The sequence below is a fragment of the Pelotomaculum sp. FP genome (assembly GCF_004369245.1).
GTDB lineage: Bacteria > Bacillota > Desulfotomaculia > Desulfotomaculales > Pelotomaculaceae > Pelotomaculum_C > Pelotomaculum_C schinkii.
This window is the reverse complement of the sequence record NZ_QFGB01000006.1, coordinates 74732-93864: the sequence shown is the minus strand read 5'-3', so window position 1 is coordinate 93864 and position 19133 is coordinate 74732. Positions and strand designations below refer to the sequence as shown.

19 protein-coding genes are annotated in these 19133 nt (G+C 51.8%); 2 read left to right on the top strand and 17 right to left on the bottom strand.

The window, feature by feature from the left end; all coding sequences use genetic code 11:
• Nucleotides 1-23: 23 nt before the first annotated feature.
• Nucleotides 24-221, bottom strand: coding sequence for a hypothetical protein (locus tag Psfp_RS04150; RefSeq protein ID WP_134217287.1), 198 nt, complete (start codon nt 219-221; stop codon nt 24-26).
• A 239-nt stretch (nt 222-460) separates the two neighbouring features.
• Between Psfp_RS04150 and Psfp_RS04145 the strand changes: the two genes are divergently transcribed.
• Together Psfp_RS04145 and Psfp_RS04140 are read left to right on the top strand one after the other, a co-directional pair.
• Nucleotides 461-709 carry a helix-turn-helix transcriptional regulator gene (locus tag Psfp_RS04145; protein WP_134217286.1) on the top strand — a complete coding sequence of 83 codons (249 nt, stop codon included), beginning with the start codon at nt 461-463 and terminating at the stop codon, nt 707-709.
• Nucleotides 710-939: 230 nt separating this feature from the next.
• Nucleotides 940-1350, top strand: coding sequence for a hypothetical protein (locus tag Psfp_RS04140; protein ID WP_192895259.1), 411 nt, complete (start codon nt 940-942; stop codon nt 1348-1350).
• 53 nt (nt 1351-1403) lie between these two features.
• Here the strand turns inward: Psfp_RS04140 and Psfp_RS04135 are convergent, their stop codons facing one another.
• From Psfp_RS04135 to Psfp_RS22140, 16 genes are all read right to left on the bottom strand, one after another.
• A complete protein-coding gene (locus tag Psfp_RS04135; RefSeq protein ID WP_134217285.1) occupies nt 1404-1991 on the bottom strand; it encodes a hypothetical protein in 588 nt (195 codons plus the stop codon).
• A 39-nt stretch (nt 1992-2030) separates the two neighbouring features.
• Nucleotides 2031-2450, bottom strand: coding sequence for a DUF4313 domain-containing protein (locus Psfp_RS04130; RefSeq protein ID WP_134217284.1), 420 nt, complete (start codon nt 2448-2450; stop codon nt 2031-2033).
• A gap of 20 nt (nt 2451-2470) precedes the next feature.
• On the bottom strand, nt 2471-3310 hold the full coding sequence (locus tag Psfp_RS04125; RefSeq protein WP_134217283.1) for a hypothetical protein: 840 nt from the start codon (nt 3308-3310) through the stop codon (nt 2471-2473).
• Nucleotides 3311-3374: 64 nt separating this feature from the next.
• Nucleotides 3375-3632: a hypothetical protein gene (locus tag Psfp_RS04120; RefSeq protein WP_243120471.1), complete on the bottom strand. Its 258-nt coding sequence runs from the start codon at nt 3630-3632 to the stop codon at nt 3375-3377.
• Nucleotides 3633-3869: 237 nt separating this feature from the next.
• The gene (locus Psfp_RS04115; RefSeq protein WP_192895258.1) at nt 3870-4178 is read right to left on the bottom strand and encodes a TrbC/VirB2 family protein; all 309 of its coding nucleotides are present in this window, start codon (nt 4176-4178) and stop codon (nt 3870-3872) included.
• 21 nt (nt 4179-4199) lie between these two features.
• Nucleotides 4200-5963: a VirD4-like conjugal transfer protein, CD1115 family gene (locus Psfp_RS04110; protein WP_134217281.1), complete on the bottom strand. Its 1764-nt coding sequence runs from the start codon at nt 5961-5963 to the stop codon at nt 4200-4202.
• Nucleotides 5950-6141: a hypothetical protein gene (locus Psfp_RS04105; protein WP_134217280.1), complete on the bottom strand. Its 192-nt coding sequence runs from the start codon at nt 6139-6141 to the stop codon at nt 5950-5952. Before Psfp_RS04105 ends, Psfp_RS04110 begins: the two co-directional genes overlap by 14 nt.
• A 12-nt stretch (nt 6142-6153) precedes the next feature.
• Nucleotides 6154-6909 carry an ArdC-like ssDNA-binding domain-containing protein gene (locus tag Psfp_RS04100; protein ID WP_243120470.1) on the bottom strand — a complete coding sequence of 252 codons (756 nt, stop codon included), beginning with the start codon at nt 6907-6909 and terminating at the stop codon, nt 6154-6156.
• Between the two features lie 153 nt (nt 6910-7062).
• Nucleotides 7063-7875 carry a PcfB family protein gene (locus Psfp_RS04095; protein ID WP_134217278.1) on the bottom strand — a complete coding sequence of 271 codons (813 nt, stop codon included), beginning with the start codon at nt 7873-7875 and terminating at the stop codon, nt 7063-7065.
• Nucleotides 7826-9220 carry a relaxase/mobilization nuclease domain-containing protein gene (locus Psfp_RS04090; RefSeq protein ID WP_134217277.1) on the bottom strand — a complete coding sequence of 465 codons (1395 nt, stop codon included), beginning with the start codon at nt 9218-9220 and terminating at the stop codon, nt 7826-7828. The genes Psfp_RS04095 and Psfp_RS04090 overlap by 50 nt, the downstream gene beginning before the upstream one ends.
• Before the next feature lie 3 nt (nt 9221-9223).
• On the bottom strand, nt 9224-9568 hold the full coding sequence (locus Psfp_RS04085) for a hypothetical protein (RefSeq protein WP_134217276.1): 345 nt from the start codon (nt 9566-9568) through the stop codon (nt 9224-9226).
• Nucleotides 9561-9896, bottom strand: coding sequence for a plasmid mobilization relaxosome protein MobC (locus tag Psfp_RS04080; RefSeq protein ID WP_134217275.1), 336 nt, complete (start codon nt 9894-9896; stop codon nt 9561-9563). The genes Psfp_RS04085 and Psfp_RS04080 overlap by 8 nt, the downstream gene beginning before the upstream one ends.
• 417 nt (nt 9897-10313) lie before the next feature.
• Nucleotides 10314-11618, bottom strand: a complete 1305-nt coding sequence (locus Psfp_RS04075; protein WP_134217274.1) for a hypothetical protein — start codon at nt 11616-11618, stop codon at nt 10314-10316.
• Nucleotides 11619-11671: 53 nt separating this feature from the next.
• On the bottom strand, nt 11672-12628 hold the full coding sequence (locus Psfp_RS04070; protein ID WP_134217273.1) for a DUF3991 and TOPRIM domain-containing protein: 957 nt from the start codon (nt 12626-12628) through the stop codon (nt 11672-11674).
• Nucleotides 12629-12703: 75 nt separating this feature from the next.
• Entirely contained in the window at nt 12704-13033 is a 330-nt protein-coding gene (locus tag Psfp_RS04065; RefSeq protein ID WP_134217272.1) for a hypothetical protein, read from the bottom strand.
• Nucleotides 13034-13114: 81 nt separating this feature from the next.
• A complete protein-coding gene (locus Psfp_RS22140) occupies nt 13115-15625 on the bottom strand; it encodes a DEAD/DEAH box helicase family protein (RefSeq protein WP_243120475.1) in 2511 nt (836 codons plus the stop codon).
• Nucleotides 15626-19133 lie beyond the last annotated feature (3508 nt).

Sequence of the window (19133 nt, the reverse complement as noted above, 5' to 3'; positions counted from 1 at the left end):
GAAGCGCCATCGGGTTGCTTGCCTTATCGTTCCTGCTGATTTTTCCTATGCCGTTCTTGCTTCTTAATTATCTTGACTACCAAGGCGTCAACCTTGCGGTTCTGCGCCATAAACGCCTCATCCTGGGTGAGGGGGATACCGTTTTTCAAGACTTCCTCCCCAAGTTTACGCAGTTTTTCTTGCTCTTTTTCCAGCTTGTCATTGAGAGATGCCTTTTTCATGGCCGAAATCTCCTTTGCCTGATTTTAAGCTGGATAAAAATGGAGTGTTCTTTATCACTCATAATGCAGTTTGATGTGCTTGTATCCCGTGAAACAACCAATTTTTGTTTCATCTTTATGTCATACTCCTTTCAATTTACTGCGAATATCGACTTATTTTTTATTTTACTGCGATAATCGCATTAAAACCATCGCGCCCTCACCTAAAATTGATGGGAAGAACAGTGAGGTGCGAGGGTATGAAACCACGAAAGAACCCGCCCGGCAACAAAAACATGATCGGAGCCAAGGTTGTTGCCCTTCGGAAAGCAAAGAATATGAAGCAGAAGGATTTTCTGGCGAAACTGCAAACCGTGGGCTTGGACATCAGCCCGACGAGTCTTTCTCGCCTTGAAGGACAATACCGTCTTGCCCAGGATTATGAGATCGTTGCTATTGCCAAAGCATTGGATATTTCTGTTGAAGAATTGTTAGGGAAAAAGCGGTAAATTAAAAACAATATGCGCCAAAGTAATCCGTTTGCATCCTTCCTTCCTTTCAAAATAACAAGTGTGAGAAAGGAGGTTTTATTTGTGCTGCATGCGTCTATATTCATCTTCCGCTGATGCTCCTGCTAACCTTCATGTTCAAGACCACATCGATTTTCCGCTCTTATTTATATATTTGCGCCGGGTGATATAATGGAAATATACGGATTATGTGGAAAGGAGTGACCATTATGGCAGCCGCGGCCCTTATTTCTCTTTGCCTTACGGTGGGACTGCTCATTCTTTCTTTCATCTTCAAAGTGGCAGGAAAGCTCCGGCTGACGATTCCCGTCCTTTGCTTCCTGCTTTTCGGCACTGTGCTGAACAAGTGGGCGGTGGTACATGAGACTTTAGCGTACATCATCCTGTTCTCATTGCTCGGCCTGACCGTGTTAAGCTGGATTGTGTCTCTGATAAAGGCGATACGGCGCAAACGGGACGAGAAATTCTTTGAAGATGATGTTGCTTGGCAGATCCGCCGAGCCAGAGAGATGGGCGTACCGCTTGACCAAGTTCAGTTTAACGAGCAGAGGGATTTGCTTGACCCAAGAACAGGGAACCCTGTTGTTTACGGGGATGGCGTTCCGTTCAAGGATATGTGAGGATACCGGATTTTCATGTCCGGTATCCTTTTTATAATCCACATCACTTATTATCACCGTGCCCCAGTATCCCGCTGCGGGGCTTTCGGCTGCAAGTCCGTCGGCCTTCTGCCGTCAAGCGGCTTGACAAAATCGATATAGTTCACGGCATAGATGGCATTGTCGTTAAGCTGCCGCTGCCACGCGCCCTCTCGCGGCGACCAATGAAAGCCCTTGCGCTTCAAAACGGAACATCTTTCTTTATCCGGCTTCTCGTCGAAAAAAAGTTGCAGGCGATTGATGTCATTGTTGACTACCGCCTCGCCACCCTCAAACTTCCAACCCACAAAGCCGACATCCCGATGTTTTTCAAGCTCATTGATACGCTGCTTGATCCGTCTTATCTCGGAATTGTTGTTGGTCAGCTCGTAGCTTGAAAACGGCTGCTTATCCCAGGAATAAGACGATTGTTCGATTTTCGCGTCTATTTTCGCGGCCATCTCGTCCGATACCCCGGGGCAGCCCTTGCAAGTGCCGAGCTTCCGGTAATGGGCGTTGACCTCTTTCATATGCGCCTGCCGTTTCTCGCAGGCTTCGAGCTTCGCGCTCAGCTTTTCCAGAGCATTTGGATCGCTGGCTGATATTGCATTGTTATATGACATTGTGATTTCCTCCGTTCATTCATATAAGGTGGTTGCGGCTTACCGCTCCGGTTCGGATTTTTTCTTGGCTGACCTGTTTTGCGCTTTGGCGTGTGACTCCATATGCTCCTTAACGCCGTCCGGGTCAAACTCTTTAAGGCGTTCCATGTCAAAAGCGATTTTCAAATACTCGTTAAATCCCGAATATCCTTTTTCCGGCAGAAGCGTCCCCAACTGGTTTTTCAAAATAAAATCCAGCAAGCCTTCGTTTTCGTTGAATGTCTTAACGTAAGTCTCATTTGGTTTTAGCGTCTTTCCAAGATTTACGGTCAGGTCAGTAAATGATTCAAAGCGGCCACCATTTTTCCACCACAATCCGATATAGAGATTGCCGTTCATTTGATAAGATTGAACCTGTATAGCCAGTTTTATAGGATTCTTCCTATACTTCCAATTGAATTGCAATGTTTTTATATCCAATTTTTAATCCCTTCTTTCTATTACAGGCCCATCATCTCCCGCACCACCCGGTCGGCCATCTTCACCGCGCCGACCAGTATCAGCATGTTGAAAACCAGCTCCCCGATATAGCTCCACACCATCGTCACGGCGCTGGCGCTGGCATCCACCACCGGCGGGGCGGCCGCAAAGACGGAAAAGATGACGCAGGCCAGGACGATGATGACCCCCTCCAGGCAGACGGCGGCATAGCTTTTGAGGAAGGCTTTGCCGATGCTCTGGCTCGGCTCCCCGGCAAAAGAGGCCAGAGGCACGGGGGCGATGGCGGTATATAAGAACAATTTGAAAAAACGACCGTACACCGCCAAGATCATGATGAAGGACAGCACCGTAATAAACAGGCTGCCGATGATCGTTACCGCCCACAGGGGAATACTCGCCAAGAAGCTGCACTCCTCAACGGCCTGCACGATGGCCTGCGGCAAAACGGCTTGGCTGGTGGTGCCGAAGCCCGCGCTGCTCATGATGGTGGAAATGATCCCTTGGGCAATGGTAAATAACGCCATCATCAGCTCCAGCCCGTAGGTGACAACGCCTTTGGCCAAAGCGAAGCGGATGAACAGCTTCAGGGCGTGTTCCGGCTTTTTCACTTCCGCAAAACTGCCGCAGGTCTTGACCACGCCGATCACAAAAAACAATACCAACAGGGCCAGGCCGATGGCCTGCAACGCGCCGTGAATATTGGCAATGACGTGCCAGATGCCGCCGCCGCGGAATTCCGTGGGGGACTGGGTGACAAGCTGCCAGATTTCCGCCAGCTTTTCGTTCCAGGTTCCCAGGGCGTTGTTCAGGTTCTCAACCACCCAGTTGCCGCTTTCCAAATAAACTCACCTCGTTTCCAAGGCAAAGCCCGCGCATGAAACGCGGGCTTTGCTTCTGTGATCATTACCGGCATGGTGCGTCCCTGCCGGGGTTTTTGTCCTTGATGACACCATACTTGTCATCCACATAGAAATGATTGACAAAGGGGTTGTAGATGGCATGGCACCTGACGCCGTTATACTCGGCAAGATAATCGTTGTCGCCCAGCCGCCCCAGGATGGTAGCTTCCCGCAGTTCGCCGTCCAGGGAATGAATGTGCATTTTTTCAGTGATGGGGAATTTGTTAAACATGGTATGTTCAGTGACAAAAAAGATTGTCACTGATACCTCTCTTTCCTTTGGATTATTTACAAAAAAGTCTGACAATTTTGCATGACGTATCTGCCCATTGTCTTGTTGGGAAGTTGGCATTACAAAAAAGATTGCCAATAAAAACAGATAAATCCCTTGTGCTATAAGCAAATTGCGGCTATGATAAATCCGTTAGTGGCAATCTTTTTTGTTAATTGGCAAACTATTTGTCATTTTGTCAGACTTTTTTGTCATTTAACATGGTAATCAACCTCCCGTGATGAGATTAAGGATTTCCTTGGCAAAGGTAATGATGACGCCACCCGCCAGGGTCAGGAAGCCGTTGGCGCGCTGGCTTGGGTCGTGGGATTTCAGCGACAGGCCGATCTGCACGATGCCGAAACCCAGCAGGATCATTCCGATGGCGCGGATCAGCCCGAAGATAAATTCCGACAGGTTGTTGACCACCTGAAGCGGGTCGCCGGCCGCGTAAGCGGGGACAGCGAAAAGGGCCAGCAGCAGCGCCAGCGCGCAGCAAACGGCAAAAACCCTTTTGGTTTTTCCAAACATTTTCATCAGGATCATTCCTCCTTGTTTTTATGATGGGGACAGGCTTGCGAGTTCTTCCTCGGAAAGCAGCTCGTAATCGCCGTCTTCCTTTAAAGCCACGGCTTTCCAGTCCAGGGCGTGTTCCGTGGTGCCGTGCCGGTAGGATTGGTCGCCGCCGTCAACCGTCAGCTTTAAATTCGGGTGCTTGAGAATATCGTACTTGTCGTCCATGACGGCGTGTTCGCCCCGGATGAATAGTAGGGCGTAGCGGTTGTCCAGCATGCGCACCTCGTCGGGGGTGAGAAGCTCCCGGCCCGACAACTGAAAATTGGTGGAATAATTGCCGTTTCTGCCTGAGCTTTTTCCGTAGGTGTTTAAGTCGATGGTTTCCTTGCCCAAAAGCTCGGACACATATTTGTGAGTGGATTGTTCGTTGCCGCCCAGGTAGAGGAATTCGTCGCAGTTGCCGACGATGGACTCCCAGGTGTCTTTGAACAGGGCCTTTAACTGGGCCAGGTTTTGCAGGATGATGGAAACGCTGACCTCCCGGCTGCGCATGGTGGAAAGGAGCTTGTCGAACTCATCCGGCAGGGCGACGTTAGAAAATTCGTCCATCACGAAATGAACATGCAGGGGCAGCCTGCCGCCGTAAACATGATCGGCCAGGTAGTAAAGCTGCTGGAAAAGCTGGGTGTAGAGCATCCCCACGATGAAATTGAAACTGCTGTCGTTGTCGGGGATCACGGCAAAGAGGGCGGTCTTTTTCTCCCCCATGGCGGGCAGGGCCATTTCATCCACCGTGGTGATTCCGGCAATGGTGGACAGGTTGAATTTCTCCAGCCGGACGCCCAGGCTGATTAAAATAGACTTGGCCGTCTTTCCCGCCGCCAGCTTGAAGATGTTGTACTGTTTGACCGCCAGGTGTTCCGGTTCCCGCATGGCCAGCCGCTCAAACAGTTCGTCCAGGGGGCTTTGGTAGGTTTCGTCCTCCTCCCGGACCTCGGCGGCGGCGATCATCTCCATGACCATCGGGAAGTTTCGCTCATCCTCCGGCGCTTCGTAAAGCAGGTAGAGAATAAGCGCCTCCAAGAGCGCGGTTTCGGAGCGTTCCCAAAAGGGGTCGTTGGTGTTGCTGCCCTTGGGGGTGGTGTTGCGGATCAGGTTGGTGACCAGCTTTAAGACATCCTTGTCGTCCTGCAAATAGGTGAAAGGGTTATAACAATGAGAGAGATGCATGTTGATTAAATCCAGCACCTTGATGTCATAGTCCTTGGCTTGGAGCAGGCTTCCGGTATCCCGTAAAATCTCTCCCTTGGGGTCGAGGATTACAAAAGAGGTGTTGGTCTGCATAACGTTGGGTTTCGCGTAAAACCTGGTCTTGCCGGAGCCGCTGCCGCCTACTACCAGGACATTTAGGTTGCGCCGGTGCTTCCTGCCGTCCAGCCCGATGCGGACGTTCTGGGTCAGGATTTTGTTCTTCTGCGGATTTTTGTCCCGGTATTTCTTATCGACAGCCGCCGCGCCGCCCCAGCGGGCGCTGCCGTGTTCCTCCCTGGGCCGGTAATTGCGCTTGGTGGACAGGTAAATCCCAATACCCATCCCGTAGGCGGCGACAAAGAGCAAAACGCATTTGGGCGAATTGTCCGTCCATCGGATGTTGAATGGGTCGTTCATCGCCGCCGTAAGGTTTGCCAGGATTTCGGGCAGCCCGCCGGAAAGGGAGGGGGCGGTGAGCAAGGCCGCCCACACCACCGGAATTAAAAAAACCGCCCAGAGGATGAGATTGCTCTTGGCGGTTTCAGCGCGGTTCATCGAAATCTCTGCGTTTCTGCTTTTTGGTTGGGGCGTCGATGGTTTTCAAAAGCAGTTCGTCCACGGCGTCGGTGGGCCTTTCTTCTTTAATCAGGTCGTTTCGCAGTTCATTGAGGGCGTTCACCACCACGCCGTATTCGTAATCGTCCAGGGTCAGCACTCTTTCTTCTTCCTTCATGAACCATCCCTCCTAACGTTCCGGCTCCTGCCGTTTTTGCTGCCGCTGCTGGTTCAGCGTCCGGTTCATCCTGCCGGAGATTTCGCCCGCCGCTTCCTTGATGGTGGTCAGCTCGGCGCGGATCTCCTGCGGCTCCAAAGTCTCCAGCCTTTGGGGAACGCCCTCGAAGTGGTAAAAGCCGTCCGTTTCCACGCCGTACTGCTTGCAGAGCATATACGACGCGCAATAGGCGTGAAAGCCGTACTCGGAACGGTTGTAGCTGCCGTCGCCTTTGTCCATTTCCGCCTGGGCCAACTCTTGAGCGAGAGCGCGGAAAATATGATTGGCGTCCAGGCCGCGCCGGATTTGGATTTCCCGCGTGTTCGGCTGGTATAGGGCGTTCACGCCGCTTGGCAGCGTATCGCTGATGCGGACGGGCACGGGAGCGTGGGCCAGCAACGCCTTGATGCGGGTGCGCTCGTCGGGATAGACTGCGGTTTCCCGTTTGCGGCTGTTCCCGGTTTGGGAAATGTCAAACATCTTTTTGGGGTTGTAGCTGATGCCGGTGGAACCGTCCTGGCGCTGGTATTCCTCGCCCGGCTCAATGATGTAAAAGCCGGATTCATTCTTGCGGATGTACGCGCCCTGGTCCTTCCAGGTGTCAAAATCTTTAATGACTGTGGCATTGGGCCGCTGTGCAAGGATAAGCAGGGCGTTGGAAACACTGTAGCGGTCAAAGCGGCTCTGCACGTTCAGATACTTTTGGAAGGTGTCTCCGTCCTGCGCCACGGCTGTCGCCGTTTCGTCGATCAGGGCATACACCGTTTCCCGTTGCTCCTGCTTTTTCTGCGCCCAGGCCTCCTTGTCGAAGGGCTGGTCGCTTATGGGCGGGGATTGGCCTTGTTCCTGCCGGAAAAGATCGTCGAAATTGCTCATCTGGATTTACCTCTCTTTCGGTTTGGATTTTTTGGTTTTGGATTTCGGTTGGCCCGATTTGGCGGACTGGCCGGTGGATTTGGATTGCTCCTTGGCTTGTTCGCGCTTGGGTTCCGCCTGCTCCCTGTGGGCCTCCCGGATTTCCTTTAATTCCTGCCGGACGGATTTTCGCTCCGGCTCACTCGTACCCCCGGCGGCTTTCCCGCTGCGCTCGTAAGTAGGCTCGGACGGAGGGGATTTCTCCGCCTTCGCCGCCGTAGGGTCCGTGGTGGGGTTTGGGTTGTCGGTCCGCTCCTGATCCGGCTCCGGCTGTTCGGGCTTGGCCAGGAGTTCGTCCAGAAAATCGTCCGCGCTTTTTTCGGCGGGCGTTTCCTTTTCGGCGGGCGCTTTTTCCTCCTGCCTGGCGGCTTTGGATTTTTGGATTTCGCTCTTGATGCTGGCGGTGTCCACGGTGGCAAGCTTGAAGCGTTCCACGATGCGGTTGATCTTGGAGGCGTCCTCGGCCCGCACCATGATGTCGCACATGCCGTCCGTGTCCTTTTTGTCACGGAGGGCGCAATAGAGGACGCCGTAGCGTTTGGCCTCCTGGGTGAATTTCTGCAAGTCCTCGTTCCTGACCGCGAAGACTTTCAGCTCCTTGCCGCTGCGCAACAGCCCTTCCAGCCGGATTTTCCCTCTGGTTTTCTTTTGGTCTGTGAGAACGGCATATAAATAGGTGGCCAGGTTTTTGGCCCCCTCGCCGGAGATTTTGGCTATTACCTCGATCCCCTTAAGGCTCATGTTGACGACTTGGTCCGCGGCGGCTGTTTCGCTGTTCATAGGCTTTGGCCTCCTTTCGTTGTTGGATTTCTTCCTGTTTAACCCGATGAAGCTTTTCTTTTTTCTCATCGGAACGGGACAGGATGCCCGTGCAGAGCTTCACTTCCTTGCGAAGCTGGCTGATTTGCCTGGTCAGCCCGGCGATTTGCTCCTTACAGGCCGTCACCTGCCCGTCATTCCCGCACCGGCGTATGCGGTTGTAAAGGGACTTGCGTTGGGCGGACAAGGCGCTCATTTCCTGCTCCACGGTTGAGCGGTAGGCGACAAGTTGCTCCTTGCTGGAAATATGGTTTTTGCAGAGCAGCTTGGTCTGCGCGGTGAGTTCATTCAAATAGCGGAGGTCCTCGCGCAATAAAAAATGCGTTCTTTTACTGGACGCGCGGGACTTGGGCAGGATGCCCATCTTATAGAGGTAGTGGAAGTATAACGCTTGCAGGCCGGTTATCTTTTTCGCCGTCTTGAGGGAGCCTTTGAAGGTACAGCGATTTCGCTTCGGCTCCGGCAAGGAGGGAGAGGGCCGCTTAGGTGCGCGATTTTGCAGGATGCGTTGCTTGATGGCTTCCTCAGTGTAATCGCCGCCCAGGGTTTTCAGCCGAACAAACCGCTCCTTGCCTAAAGGACGCACCGCCAGGTGTTTCACGCCGGTTTTGATTTCATAGCCCTGTTTGCGCAGGGCGGCGATAAATTGCGTGAAGGTCATGGCGGCGGCAATGGCTTGGTCCACGTCCTCCCGGATTAGGCCCCGCCAGGTGGGTTTACCTTCCTGATCGGCTTTCCATTCGGCGTAGTGCTTGGACTTGCCGCGCCGCGGGTTTTCGATGACGGAAAGGGCATGTTCCCGGCACAGCCGGTCGGAGGTTTTGCGCATTAAGGCGTAGGCGGCCTTGTTATCGTAGTACCGCTTGCCGTCCCGGAAGGAAACGGAGTTCAACACAAAATGATTGTGCAGGTGTTGCTTATCCAGGTGGGTGGAAACCACCACCTCAAAGCGGTTGCCCCAAAGCTCTTTTGCCAGCTTTACGCCGATGGCGTGGGCGGTTTCCGGGGTGGCCTCCCCCGGCGCGAAGGCCTGGTAGCCGTGAAAGGCCAGGATGCCGTCCGGCTTCTGATATTGCCGCTTTGTGCGCCCCATCTGCTGGCAGGCGGTGGCCGGGTCGCAGTTGATGCCGGTCACATAGAACTGCTTTTCAGTCTTGACATCCTGCTGGGTATAATCCAGCACCTTGCGCAAGCCCTGAAAGTCGGGACTGTTAAAATCGGGGTTTTCGGTTTTTTCAGGATTGGCGGCGTAGTCGATTACCCGGTCAAGACGGTCGGTCACGTCCCATATCGCTGTGGTTGCCATCGCTCATCGCTCCGGCTCCCCGTGTTTTTTCATCAAAGGGTAATCCGCAAGAGCCTCCCGCTTGTCGCAGGTATTTATTACGACAAGTTCAAGCACGTCGTTTACGCACCGCACTTCATTTTGGTATTGGTCGGTCACAACCTCCAGGGGATTTTGAAGCAGCAGGAAATAATCCAGTTCCTCCGGTTCATAGTGATGATCCACTGTCAAATACCAGTGGGCCTGGGTATAGGCGGCGATTTCCTCGGCTTTTTCAAAGATTTTCTGGCCGTCCAGTTTAAGCATCTTTGCCTTGTAGTCCATAAAGTTTCGGTTGATACGGTTTATTAATTGTGTTTCCTTATCCATCGGTTCTCCTTTCCGGCGCTGTGACCGCCTCCATAATATTTTGGACTGCCTTTCTGAGCCGGTTGGCTTCGTATTGAAACACCGTCTTGTCAATATGCCCGGTGGCATTGGCCTTGGCCGCAATCTGGTTCAGGTTGCCGCCGATGGCGTGCAGCTCCCGCGTCATGGCAAAATAGTCGGGAGGGGGCAACTCCTTGGGTATATAGCCGTTGATAAGTGAGCGAATAAATGCTTCCTGTGAAAGCCCTGATTTTTTTACCTGCTTGGCAATATTCTGTTGTTCTTTGGCGTTCAGCCGTACAATAATTTGGATATTCCGTTTTCTCATCGTTCCGGCTCCTTTCGCGCAGGATGGATGTTCTTGCACTCAATGAGAACGCGAAATTCCTCCCGCCACTTTTGTTGCGTTTCGTTCATTCATAGCACCTCTTTTCTTGATGAATAGGAGTGCAGTATGAAGGGGGTATTAGGGGCGAGAGCCCCTAACAAGCGAATTTGGCTATCCAAATTCAGTGCTTGCTGCAACACAAGACAGCAGTCTTGTGTTGGGTGTGGGTTACGATTGTTCTTATATCACCAGCCGAAAAAGAAAGAGCAGGAGGCCTATCGCTCCTGCCTGTGGTCACGTTGTCTTGTTAGGAAAATCCTCCTTCCTTAATTTTGGGCAAAAGAAAAAGGCGCTGATTTCTCAATGCCTTTGACGACTTTATTAGAAACCGACTATATTATGGATAATGAATATAAGTTAAATATTAATCCTTTTCATTTCATGTTCATAGCAATTATAAAAATAGTCTATTCCCTTTATTAAGTTCTGAATAAGCAGTCCATCTTCATATAGTTTAACAATCTTTTTCGCATACTCACTTAATTCATCCTTGTTTACAACAAAATACTCGTCTGAGCTAAGCAAGTTTTTAAGATTTGAATTAAATGATTCATCATAATTGTAGCTAAATGATTCATTAAAGAGTAATGCCAATTGAATTATAAAGATCCTTTTACTTTCTTCGTATTCAAGTAAATCTGAAAGTGTTAATTTTCCTTTCTCTAAACCTGTAATGTCATCAAACAGATCATCTATCATGCATTTGAGCGTATAAATTGTAAGAACAGTATGCGTAGAGAGAAGTTCAAGATTTTTTATGTATAAATTATATAATCGATTTAATGCCTCGTCACATGATTCAGAAATTACATCAAATCCTCCATTTAGGCTATATACTCCAAAAGTAACATGATCCTTAGTACCATCAACATTATAACGTTCCATTGTAATGAAGTTTTCTTTTTTAATAACTGGTGTATTATTTTGATGTATCTTAATTTTGTAAATTACAATATTCCAGAAGTTGAAAACAACATAGCAATTGCCAAATTTATCAATATAATCATAAATACTATTAGTCCCAATCTCACATAACTGATTAGCAACCATAAATGCATATGCATCGACGACACACTCAACAATACTTTCTTGCTCGCAACCTTCTAAAATATATGAAACAATGCCGTCATATTGATTTTGATAACCATTAATATCATGCGTGTAGCAATACCATTCGTATGCTATTTTAGCAATGGTTCTTTTCATTTTTGCTGAAATAATTAATTCTTTAAGAGAAAATTTATATTGCATTGATATCTTATTAGAATCGATTTCAGTTGGCTCAATCTTAAGTTTATCTCGTAAAAGATTACTATTTCCTAATATCACCTTGTGCCCATTATGTGTTGTACTAAGTATTTGACTAGTATAAAATGTTTTTTTATCACTCAAATTTACATCTTTTATTACAATATCATCTATGACAATATTACCTTTGTATTTTACTATATTCCCCTCTCTAGTTGTAAAACCCAGTTGATTTCTAAAAAAGTCCCAATTTTTTACGCAATCACTTTCAAATTTATCATTCGTATAACTATTATGCTTCTTACACACAAATCTTTTTTTTAGTTTAGCTCCTGTTAGTGCATATGTGATGATATCTGATTCTGTTAAATTTTCGGTGGAGTTGCAATATATGCATTTCTCATTGATAATCATGCATCAAATTCTCCCCTTTTTAATTTAAAAATAGTTACCTATTATTTTATTCGTTACAGACGTTCTATTTCCTGTGGCCGTCTTATCCCTAACGCTATTTTCAAATAATCGTTGTAATCCTTTCCGCGCTGGGGTGGCTCATCGGTAATGGCGTAGGTGGAGGGAAGGAAGGCTTTGATGGACTCCGCCGCCAACCTTCCCGGTGTGTCATTGTCCAGATGCAGAGCAATTTCGGTTATTTGCGGGTAATCCTTGAGGTATTGCATCAAAGCGACAGGCGGGGTGCTTTCCTCAATGTTCTTTTTCGGCCTGTAAATACCTGCCAGGGAGAGGCAGTTTTCCCGCCGCCAATCCTTACCGGAAAGCAGCTCCAAGGTGCCGTAGGACAAAAGGTCGATGGCGCTTTCAAACAGGTGCAGCTTTGTGGATTTATCTCTTGCCGGAACAGAGAAGGAGAAGTGCTTGTCGCTGCCGTCGGTGTCCCCCATAAACCGTCTACCGGATGTGCCCCGGAGCGCACCGTACCGGGGAAGGCCTTGCCGGTCGAAGCCGACAAAGACCGCGTTGTGCCGGTAGCGGCTTTCATACAGCCTTCCGGTTTGGATGCAGTAATCAATCAAGGTGCTGTGTATGCCGCGCCCGGTGAGATAAGCAATCACGCGGTCGTTGCTTTTGTTTTTCTCCGGCAACAGCAACCTTCTCGGCTCGCCGGGTTCCCGTGCCTTTGACGGAACAGGCGGTGCGATGGTCACCTGGCCGTCTATCCGCATGATCGCTTCGGGAAGCGTCATACCCCGGACTTTGATTAAATAATCCAGGGCGGAGCGCCCGCCGATGCCGCGGGACCACCAGCACCACTTCCCGTTAGAGATTTTCAAGCTGTCATGGGTGCGGGTGGTATAGACGTTGCCGGAAAAGTGCACCAGTTCCTGCGGCTCGTAATGCTGCAAATAAGTCAGCAGATCCATCTGTTTGGCGCGCTTAATCTGGTCCGGGGCCACATAAGGCATAGCGATCACCTCCAAACATGAAAAAGCACCGGATTTTGTCTTCCGATGCTTTTTCAAGGAATTTTTGCAATGCGGCTATATTGCGCCGATTTTTTTGAGATAGGAAAAGCCGTCCGTATGCCCGCGAAAATAAAGCTGCATACGCTCCATGTCCTCCATTCGGGTTGCTGTATCCAGGTAGTCCGTAAGGATTTTATGTTCTTCCGCGCTCAGAGCAATCGGCCCCTCGCCCTCCAGGACAGCCGAAATAAAAGGGTGCCGCTCCGTGAGTTCCCCTTTTCTTTGATGGAGTTGTCCATACTCGTCATTGTTGTGCAGCAGGTCAATGGCGGTATCGCTGTCAATTTCGGGGAACAGCGCCGTAATCCGTTCCGGCAGGGTCTGGAATATAAAAGGTTCGTTCATCACGCGCCTCCTTCCTGGTTTTTTGTTTTACTGTAAGCCTGGGAAAATAGAAAGTCAAAACTGCTAAAGATTATTCAGCCATTACCGTTCATAGCCTACGGCTTTTTTTTCGGGAATATCCATATCCTCGTCCGGTTGGTCGTCCATGATCTCGTTTTCCGCCTTGTCCATATTCAGCAGGATGTTCAGTTCATGTAGCCGCGCGGATTTGCTTTGCAGCGCCTGTTCCTTTTCAAAGGGGACGTCGATTTCTTTCTTGGCCGTTTCCATCTGCTGGCGAAGGGTTTTTAGCTGTTCCCGGCAATATTCCAGTTCCAATGGTATATCGGCCAGGACGTTGTTGAGCCTGGTGATGTTGCCGTGAACGTCCGCGCCCAAGGACACCGTATGGCTGAGAGCGCCCTGGAGCGTAATTTGATATTTCTTGTTAAAGACATCGAAAGAAAACAGCATCGGAAATCCCAGGTAGTTGCCCATTTTCTGCGGCTCCGGCGAAGTCATTAGATTGCAGGCATCCAGGATGGCCGCGCCCGCCTTGGCCTTTTCGGGGTAGGAAATGCCTTTGACCGTCATGCCCGCGAATTTGCTTTCCTCGGTCTTCTCCACGGCGGGGGCCTTTGCGCTGTACTTTTCATACCGGGCAATGTCCTTCTCATAGCCCGCAATGCGTTCCTCGGTGGATTTAATCTGCCGGGGGAATTGTTTGAGCAATCTGTCCTCCAAAGCGTAACGCTGGCTGAGGTGGTTCGCTTTCAATAGCTTCAGCTTGGAAACCTGGATATCTAAATCCATTTTCTCCTTGATGAGCGGGTTGCCCGTCGCCAGCGCCTTGACTTCCGCGTAGGACAGCGCCGTTTCGTCAATGTCCTCGGCGCTTCTCACAGGGGATTTGCTGGTCATAATCTGGGAGATAAACCGCTGTTTGTTCTCCAAAATTTGATAGAGATAAGCATCAAAGGTATTTTCCGTCACATACCGGAAAATATGCACCTCGTCGTTCTTGTTGCCCTGGCGGACAATCCTGCCGCTGCGCTGCTCCAAATCCCTTGGCCGCCAGGGACAGTCCAGGTCGTGCAGCGCGATCAGGCGGTCCTGGACATTGGTGCCCGCGCCCATCTTAAAGGTGGAGCCCAACAGGGCGCGTACCTGCCCCGTGCGCACCTTGGCAAACAGCTCCTTTTTGCGGGTTTCCGTGTTGGCCTCATGGATGAAAGCAACCTCGTCGGCGGGAACGCCGCGCGCCATGAGCTTTTGGCGCACATCGTCGTAGACGTTGAAATTCCCGTCGTTTTTCGGGGTGGATAGGTCGCAGAACACAAGCTGGGTCAGCTTTTGGTCACGGTGGTCCTGCCAGAAGCGGAAGATATTATCCACGCAGGCGTTTACCTTGCTTTCTTCATGGTCGGGCAGCATGGGATTCATCAGACGCTGGTCAAGAGCCAGCTTGCGTCCGTCGTTGGTGATTTTCAGCATGTTGTCTTCATATGGTTCCACCTTGCGGTTGCGCACCTTTTCGGCGCGCTCGCCAAGTTCGGCCACCATGTCCTGCTGAAACTTGCTGGGCTTGACGGCCACGTTGCGGTAGTTGGCCTTGGGTACGGGGAGGTCCAGCATGTCGGCTGTCTTGATGTCCGCTACCTCCTTGAACATGCTCATGAGTTCAGGCAGGTTGTAGAACCGGGCGAAGCGTGTTTTGGCCCGGTAGCCCGTACCCTCCGGCGCAAGCTCGATGGCGGTCACGGTTTCCCCGAAGGTGGAGGCCCAGCAGTCAAAATGCTGGAGGCCTTGTTTGCGCAAGGCTTCGTATTGCAGATACCGCTGCATGGTATACATCTCGGTCATGGAGTTGGAAATAGGCGTCCCCGTGGCAAAAACAACGCCGCGGCCTTCCGTCAGTTCATCGAGGTAGCGGCATTTGGCAAACAGGTCGCTGGATTTCTGGGCCTCGGTCTGGGCCAGGCCCGCCACGTTGCGCATCTTGGTGTAGAGGAACAGATTTTTGTAAAAATCCGCCTCGTCCACGAACAGCCGGTCAACGCCCAATTCCTCAAAGGTCACAACGTCGTCTTTGCGGCTGGTGTCATTGAGCTTTTTCAGCTTTAATTCCAGGTTTTTTTTGGTCTTTTCAAGCTGCTTGATGGCGTAGCGTTCCCCTTTAGCCGCCTTGATTTCCTGGATGCCATCGGTAATTTCCCATATCTGCTCCTGCAATTGGCGCTTTTGACGCTCTGCGGAAATGGGGATTTTCTCGAATTGCGAATGCCCGATGATCACCGCGTCGTAGTCGCCGGTGGCGATGCGGGCGCAGAATTTCTTGCGGTTCTTGGTTTCAAAGTCCTTTTTGGTGGCCACAAGAATGTTGGCGCTGGGGTAAAGCTGCAAGAATTCCCCGGCCCATTGCTCCGTCAGGTGGTTGGGCACAACAAACATACTCTTGCTACAAAGCCCCAAATGCTTGCCTTCCATCGCGGCGGCGGCCATTTCGTAGGTCTTGCCTGCCCCCACGCAATGAGCCAGCAGGGTGTTGCCGCCGTAGAGGATATGGGCCACCGCGTCCACCTGATGCTGGCGCAGGGTGATTTCCGGGTTCATGCCGGTAAAGCGGATGTGGCTGCCGTCGTATTCGCGGGGCCGGATGGCGTTGAAGCGATCGTTGTAGATTCGGGTCAGCCGTTCCCGGCGCTGGGGGTCTTTCCATATCCAATCCCGAAACGCTTCCTTGATCGCCTCCTGCTTCTGCTGGGCGATAGCGGTTTCCTTCTTGTTCAAAACTCTTTTTTCGACGTTATCCTCATAGATGGTGTCGAAAATGCGCACGTCACGCAGATTAAGAGTATCCTCAATAATCTTGTAGGCATTGACGCGCTTGGTGCCGTAGGTGACGTTGGCCTTGATGTTGTCGCTGCGGTCATCGTTCTTGCCCTTGACGTTCCAGTTGGCAGTATAGTTTGAATAAAAAACGTCGATAAAGCGCTGGTACATGGGCGGCGTTTCCAGTAGTTCAAACAGGAAGTCCTTGACCACATCGGGAGGCAGCCAGGTTGCGCCCAGCCGCACGTCGATTTCAGAGGCGGATAGGTCTTGGGGCTGCACCGCTTCCAGCGCCTTGATGTTGGAGGCGATCTGCTCCGCAAGGTCGGGTTGCGTTTCGGCAAGCCCTCTGGCCAGGCGGAGCTTATTCCGCACATTGCCGGAAAGATATTCATCGGTAGTAACGAAGGGGCAGCGGGTGATATCGAAAAAGGCTTTCGGCACTTGATCCGGGTCTTGATCTCCGAGGTTGCGGAAGATCACGCTCTGCAGGTCGTCGGCAAGCTGTTCCTCGGAAAGCCCGGTCAGGCTGTGCATGAAACCTAAATCCACGCAGGCTTTTTCCGCGATGGAGATGGCCAAAGCTTCGGCGGCGGTGTCCACATGGGCCACGCTGGTACGCTGCCGGATGGTGCGCTTGGTAAACATGTCCGCTTTGCGCTCCATCTCGCCGTTTTCGTCCAGCACCTCCAAAGAGCAGAGCAGGCAGTAGGCGCTGTCGTCGGCAAAGGCCATACTGTTGCCCCGGCTATTGACCAGGCCGTATTTGGTGGTAAAGGCGTCGTACAGACGGTTCAGCTTGCGCTGCTGCTGCAAAATGGCCTCGTCGCTGTAATCCTCGGTCTGGTATTCGATCAGGTCGCGGACGCAGTCCCGCAGCTCGATCATGCCCTTGATGCGGCCCTGGGCCGTGACGGAGGTTTCCACCCGGTTCATCCGGCTGTTTTCCCGGAAGTAGATTTCGCCGTCCACCAGGCAATAGCTGAAATTGCGGACGCTGGGGTCTGCCGGGATGGAGGAAGTATCCTCATCCTCGCTGATGTCGTCGATTTCATACTCGGTAATCTCGGCATGGATATTTTCCAGCGCCTCGCGGAGAAGCTCGGCAAGGTCAGCGTCTTCATGGGGCAGGCAGGTACATTCCTGCCGTCCGTATTGTGTATTTTCCTCAGTGAGTTGTCCCAAAATCATATCGGGATTTTGGACGAAATAGCTGTTGACGGTGAAACCTTCGGGGGTTTTGTCGAGATGCACCCAATCAGGCTCAATATCTATCACACGGTCGCGCTTTTGCAGAAAGATGATGTCCGCGACGACCTCTGTGCCGGCATTTTTCAAAAATGCATTGTTCGGGAGCCTTACAGCGCCCAAAAACTCCGCCCGCTGTGCGATGTACTTACGGATTTCAGGATTTTGCTTATCCAGCGTACCGCTGCTTGTAATAAATGCCACTATGCCGCCCGGACGTACCTTATCTAAGGTCTTGGCGAAGAAATAGTCATGGATGAGGAAATGATGCTTGTCATATTTTTTGTCTGCTACACCATAGTTGCCGAAAGGCACGTTGCCGACGGCCAGGTCGAAAAAGCTGTCGGGCAGGTTGGTTTCCTCAAAGCCTTGTACGGCAATACTCGCGTTTTGATAGAGCTGCCTGGCGATCCGGCCCGTGACGCCGTCCAGCTCCACGCCGTAGAGCTTGGAGTTTTTCATGCTCTCGGGCACCAGGCCGAAGAAGTTGCCGATGCCGCAGGCAGGCTCCAGAATATTGCCGGTCTGAAAGCCCATATTGGCAAGACAGGCGTACATGGCCTTGATAACGACGGGCGACGTGTAGTGGGCGTTGAGGGTGGAGGCCCGCGCGGAATTGTATTCGTCCTCATCCAGCAACGCCTTCAGTTCGGCGTTTTCTTTCCCCCATTGGGGGTTGGCCTCGTCAAAGACTTGCGGCAGGCCGCCCCAGCCGACGTATTTTGACAGGATCTCCTGTTCTTCCGGCGTGGCCAGCCGGTTTTCTTTCTCCAGTTGGTTCAAGAGACGGATGGCCGCGACATTCCAGCCGTATTTGGTCTTTTGGCCGCCGTGCCCCAATTCATCGTCGGTAATATGGAAATTGACGCGGGGCTGCTTCGGTTTTTCCGGCACAAGGTCAAGGCGGACTTTGGTTGCTTCGCCGCCCTGTATCTTCTGCCAGACGGGTCCCGTCTGCTGCTCCAAAATGCCGCGCACGAAGCCAACCCTCTCCCGGCGGAAGATGGGGAAGCCCACGCCGTTTTGGAAGGTGATGTCCCGCAGGCTGACCGTTCCGGCCTCCTCGTCAATCGTGTCAATGGCAAAGCGGCGGCCGTCGATGGACAATTCCAGGCCCACAGTTATTTCTTTTTCGGCTGGTTGCTTTTCCGTTTCCCCGGCTTGACCGTCCGGTAGTTCCTGGTCCAATTCCACATCGGATTTTTCGTCCCCGTCGTCCTCATTGTCGAAGGTAAATGTATCGACCACGCGGGTGACGGTAATATTGGTTTGCCGCACCCACTCCGGCGCGTCGGGGTCGTCGGCGTGGATGGTCACCAGGTCGCGGGGTTCCGTCAGGTAATCCTGATAGGTCCGCTGGAACACGTCCTCCTGGAGCCATTCCCGAAACTGGGGCAGGGTGGCGTAAGCTTCGTAAAAGTCCGGATGTTCCTCCCGCATGGAAAGAATAATACGATCAAGGGCGCTGTCTAATTCCTGCTTGGCGCTGTCCGGGGCGGTGTCCCGGTCCCGCAGGTAGGGATAAATTTCATCTTTTCGCACCCTGTCAATAACCTGGGGCAGGTATTCCCGGTACAGCGCGCGGGCTAACGGTTTTTCCGTTTTTTCTTCGGCTGGTTGCTCCGGTGCTTCCCCGGCTGTTATAAGGTGGTCGTTGAGGGGGTTCTCCCGCAGCATCCGCTCAAAGTCGCTCCGCGCAAGCTCCTTGCCGAACAGCGGGAAGCTTATGTCCCGGAGATGCACGGTGCCGTCGTCAAAGGAAAAAATCTCATATTCATCCGCGCCAAGATAAACGGTGTCGCCAAGAGAAAAAGCATACTGCGCATTTTCCCGTGCTGGCGGTTCCGGTGGTGCGGCGGGGGCAGGCTCCCGGTTCAGGATTTCGCGGGCGTAGGCTTCCTCGGCAAGCTGCTGGCGGCGTTCCTCCATCTGCTGCCGGTAGGCGGGCAGATGGTCCTTTTCTTTATCGTTCAGATAGCGGTCGGCGGCAATCAGCTCGCCGATTCGCTTTTGTACCTTTGTCCACGGTAGAATAATTTTC

Excerpts from the sequence above, each read along its gene's own strand:
- Psfp_RS04150 (WP_134217287.1), bottom strand. The coding sequence starts at position 221 with ATGAAAAAGGCATCTCTCAATGACAAGCTGGAAAAAGAGCAAGAAAAA.
- Psfp_RS04145 (WP_134217286.1), top strand. The coding sequence starts at position 461 with ATGAAACCACGAAAGAACCCGCCCGGCAACAAAAACATGATCGGAGCC.
- Psfp_RS04140 (WP_192895259.1), top strand. The coding sequence starts at position 940 with ATGGCAGCCGCGGCCCTTATTTCTCTTTGCCTTACGGTGGGACTGCTC.
- Psfp_RS04135 (WP_134217285.1), bottom strand. The coding sequence starts at position 1,991 with ATGTCATATAACAATGCAATATCAGCCAGCGATCCAAATGCTCTGGAA.
- Psfp_RS04115 (WP_192895258.1), bottom strand. The coding sequence starts at position 4,178 with ATGAAAATGTTTGGAAAAACCAAAAGGGTTTTTGCCGTTTGCTGCGCG.
- Psfp_RS04110 (WP_134217281.1), bottom strand. The coding sequence starts at position 5,963 with ATGAACCGCGCTGAAACCGCCAAGAGCAATCTCATCCTCTGGGCGGTT.
- Psfp_RS04105 (WP_134217280.1), bottom strand. The coding sequence starts at position 6,141 with ATGAAGGAAGAAGAAAGAGTGCTGACCCTGGACGATTACGAATACGGC.
- Psfp_RS04095 (WP_134217278.1), bottom strand. The coding sequence starts at position 7,875 with ATGAACAGCGAAACAGCCGCCGCGGACCAAGTCGTCAACATGAGCCTT.
- Psfp_RS04090 (WP_134217277.1), bottom strand. The coding sequence starts at position 9,220 with ATGGCAACCACAGCGATATGGGACGTGACCGACCGTCTTGACCGGGTA.
- Psfp_RS04085 (WP_134217276.1), bottom strand. The coding sequence starts at position 9,568 with ATGGATAAGGAAACACAATTAATAAACCGTATCAACCGAAACTTTATG.
- Psfp_RS04080 (WP_134217275.1), bottom strand. The coding sequence starts at position 9,896 with ATGAGAAAACGGAATATCCAAATTATTGTACGGCTGAACGCCAAAGAA.
- Psfp_RS04075 (WP_134217274.1), bottom strand. The coding sequence starts at position 11,618 with ATGATTATCAATGAGAAATGCATATATTGCAACTCCACCGAAAATTTA.
- Psfp_RS04070 (WP_134217273.1), bottom strand. The coding sequence starts at position 12,628 with ATGCCTTATGTGGCCCCGGACCAGATTAAGCGCGCCAAACAGATGGAT.
- Psfp_RS04065 (WP_134217272.1), bottom strand. The coding sequence starts at position 13,033 with ATGAACGAACCTTTTATATTCCAGACCCTGCCGGAACGGATTACGGCG.
- Psfp_RS22140 (WP_243120475.1), bottom strand. The coding sequence starts at position 15,625 with ATGAACCCGGAAATCACCCTGCGCCAGCATCAGGTGGACGCGGTGGCC.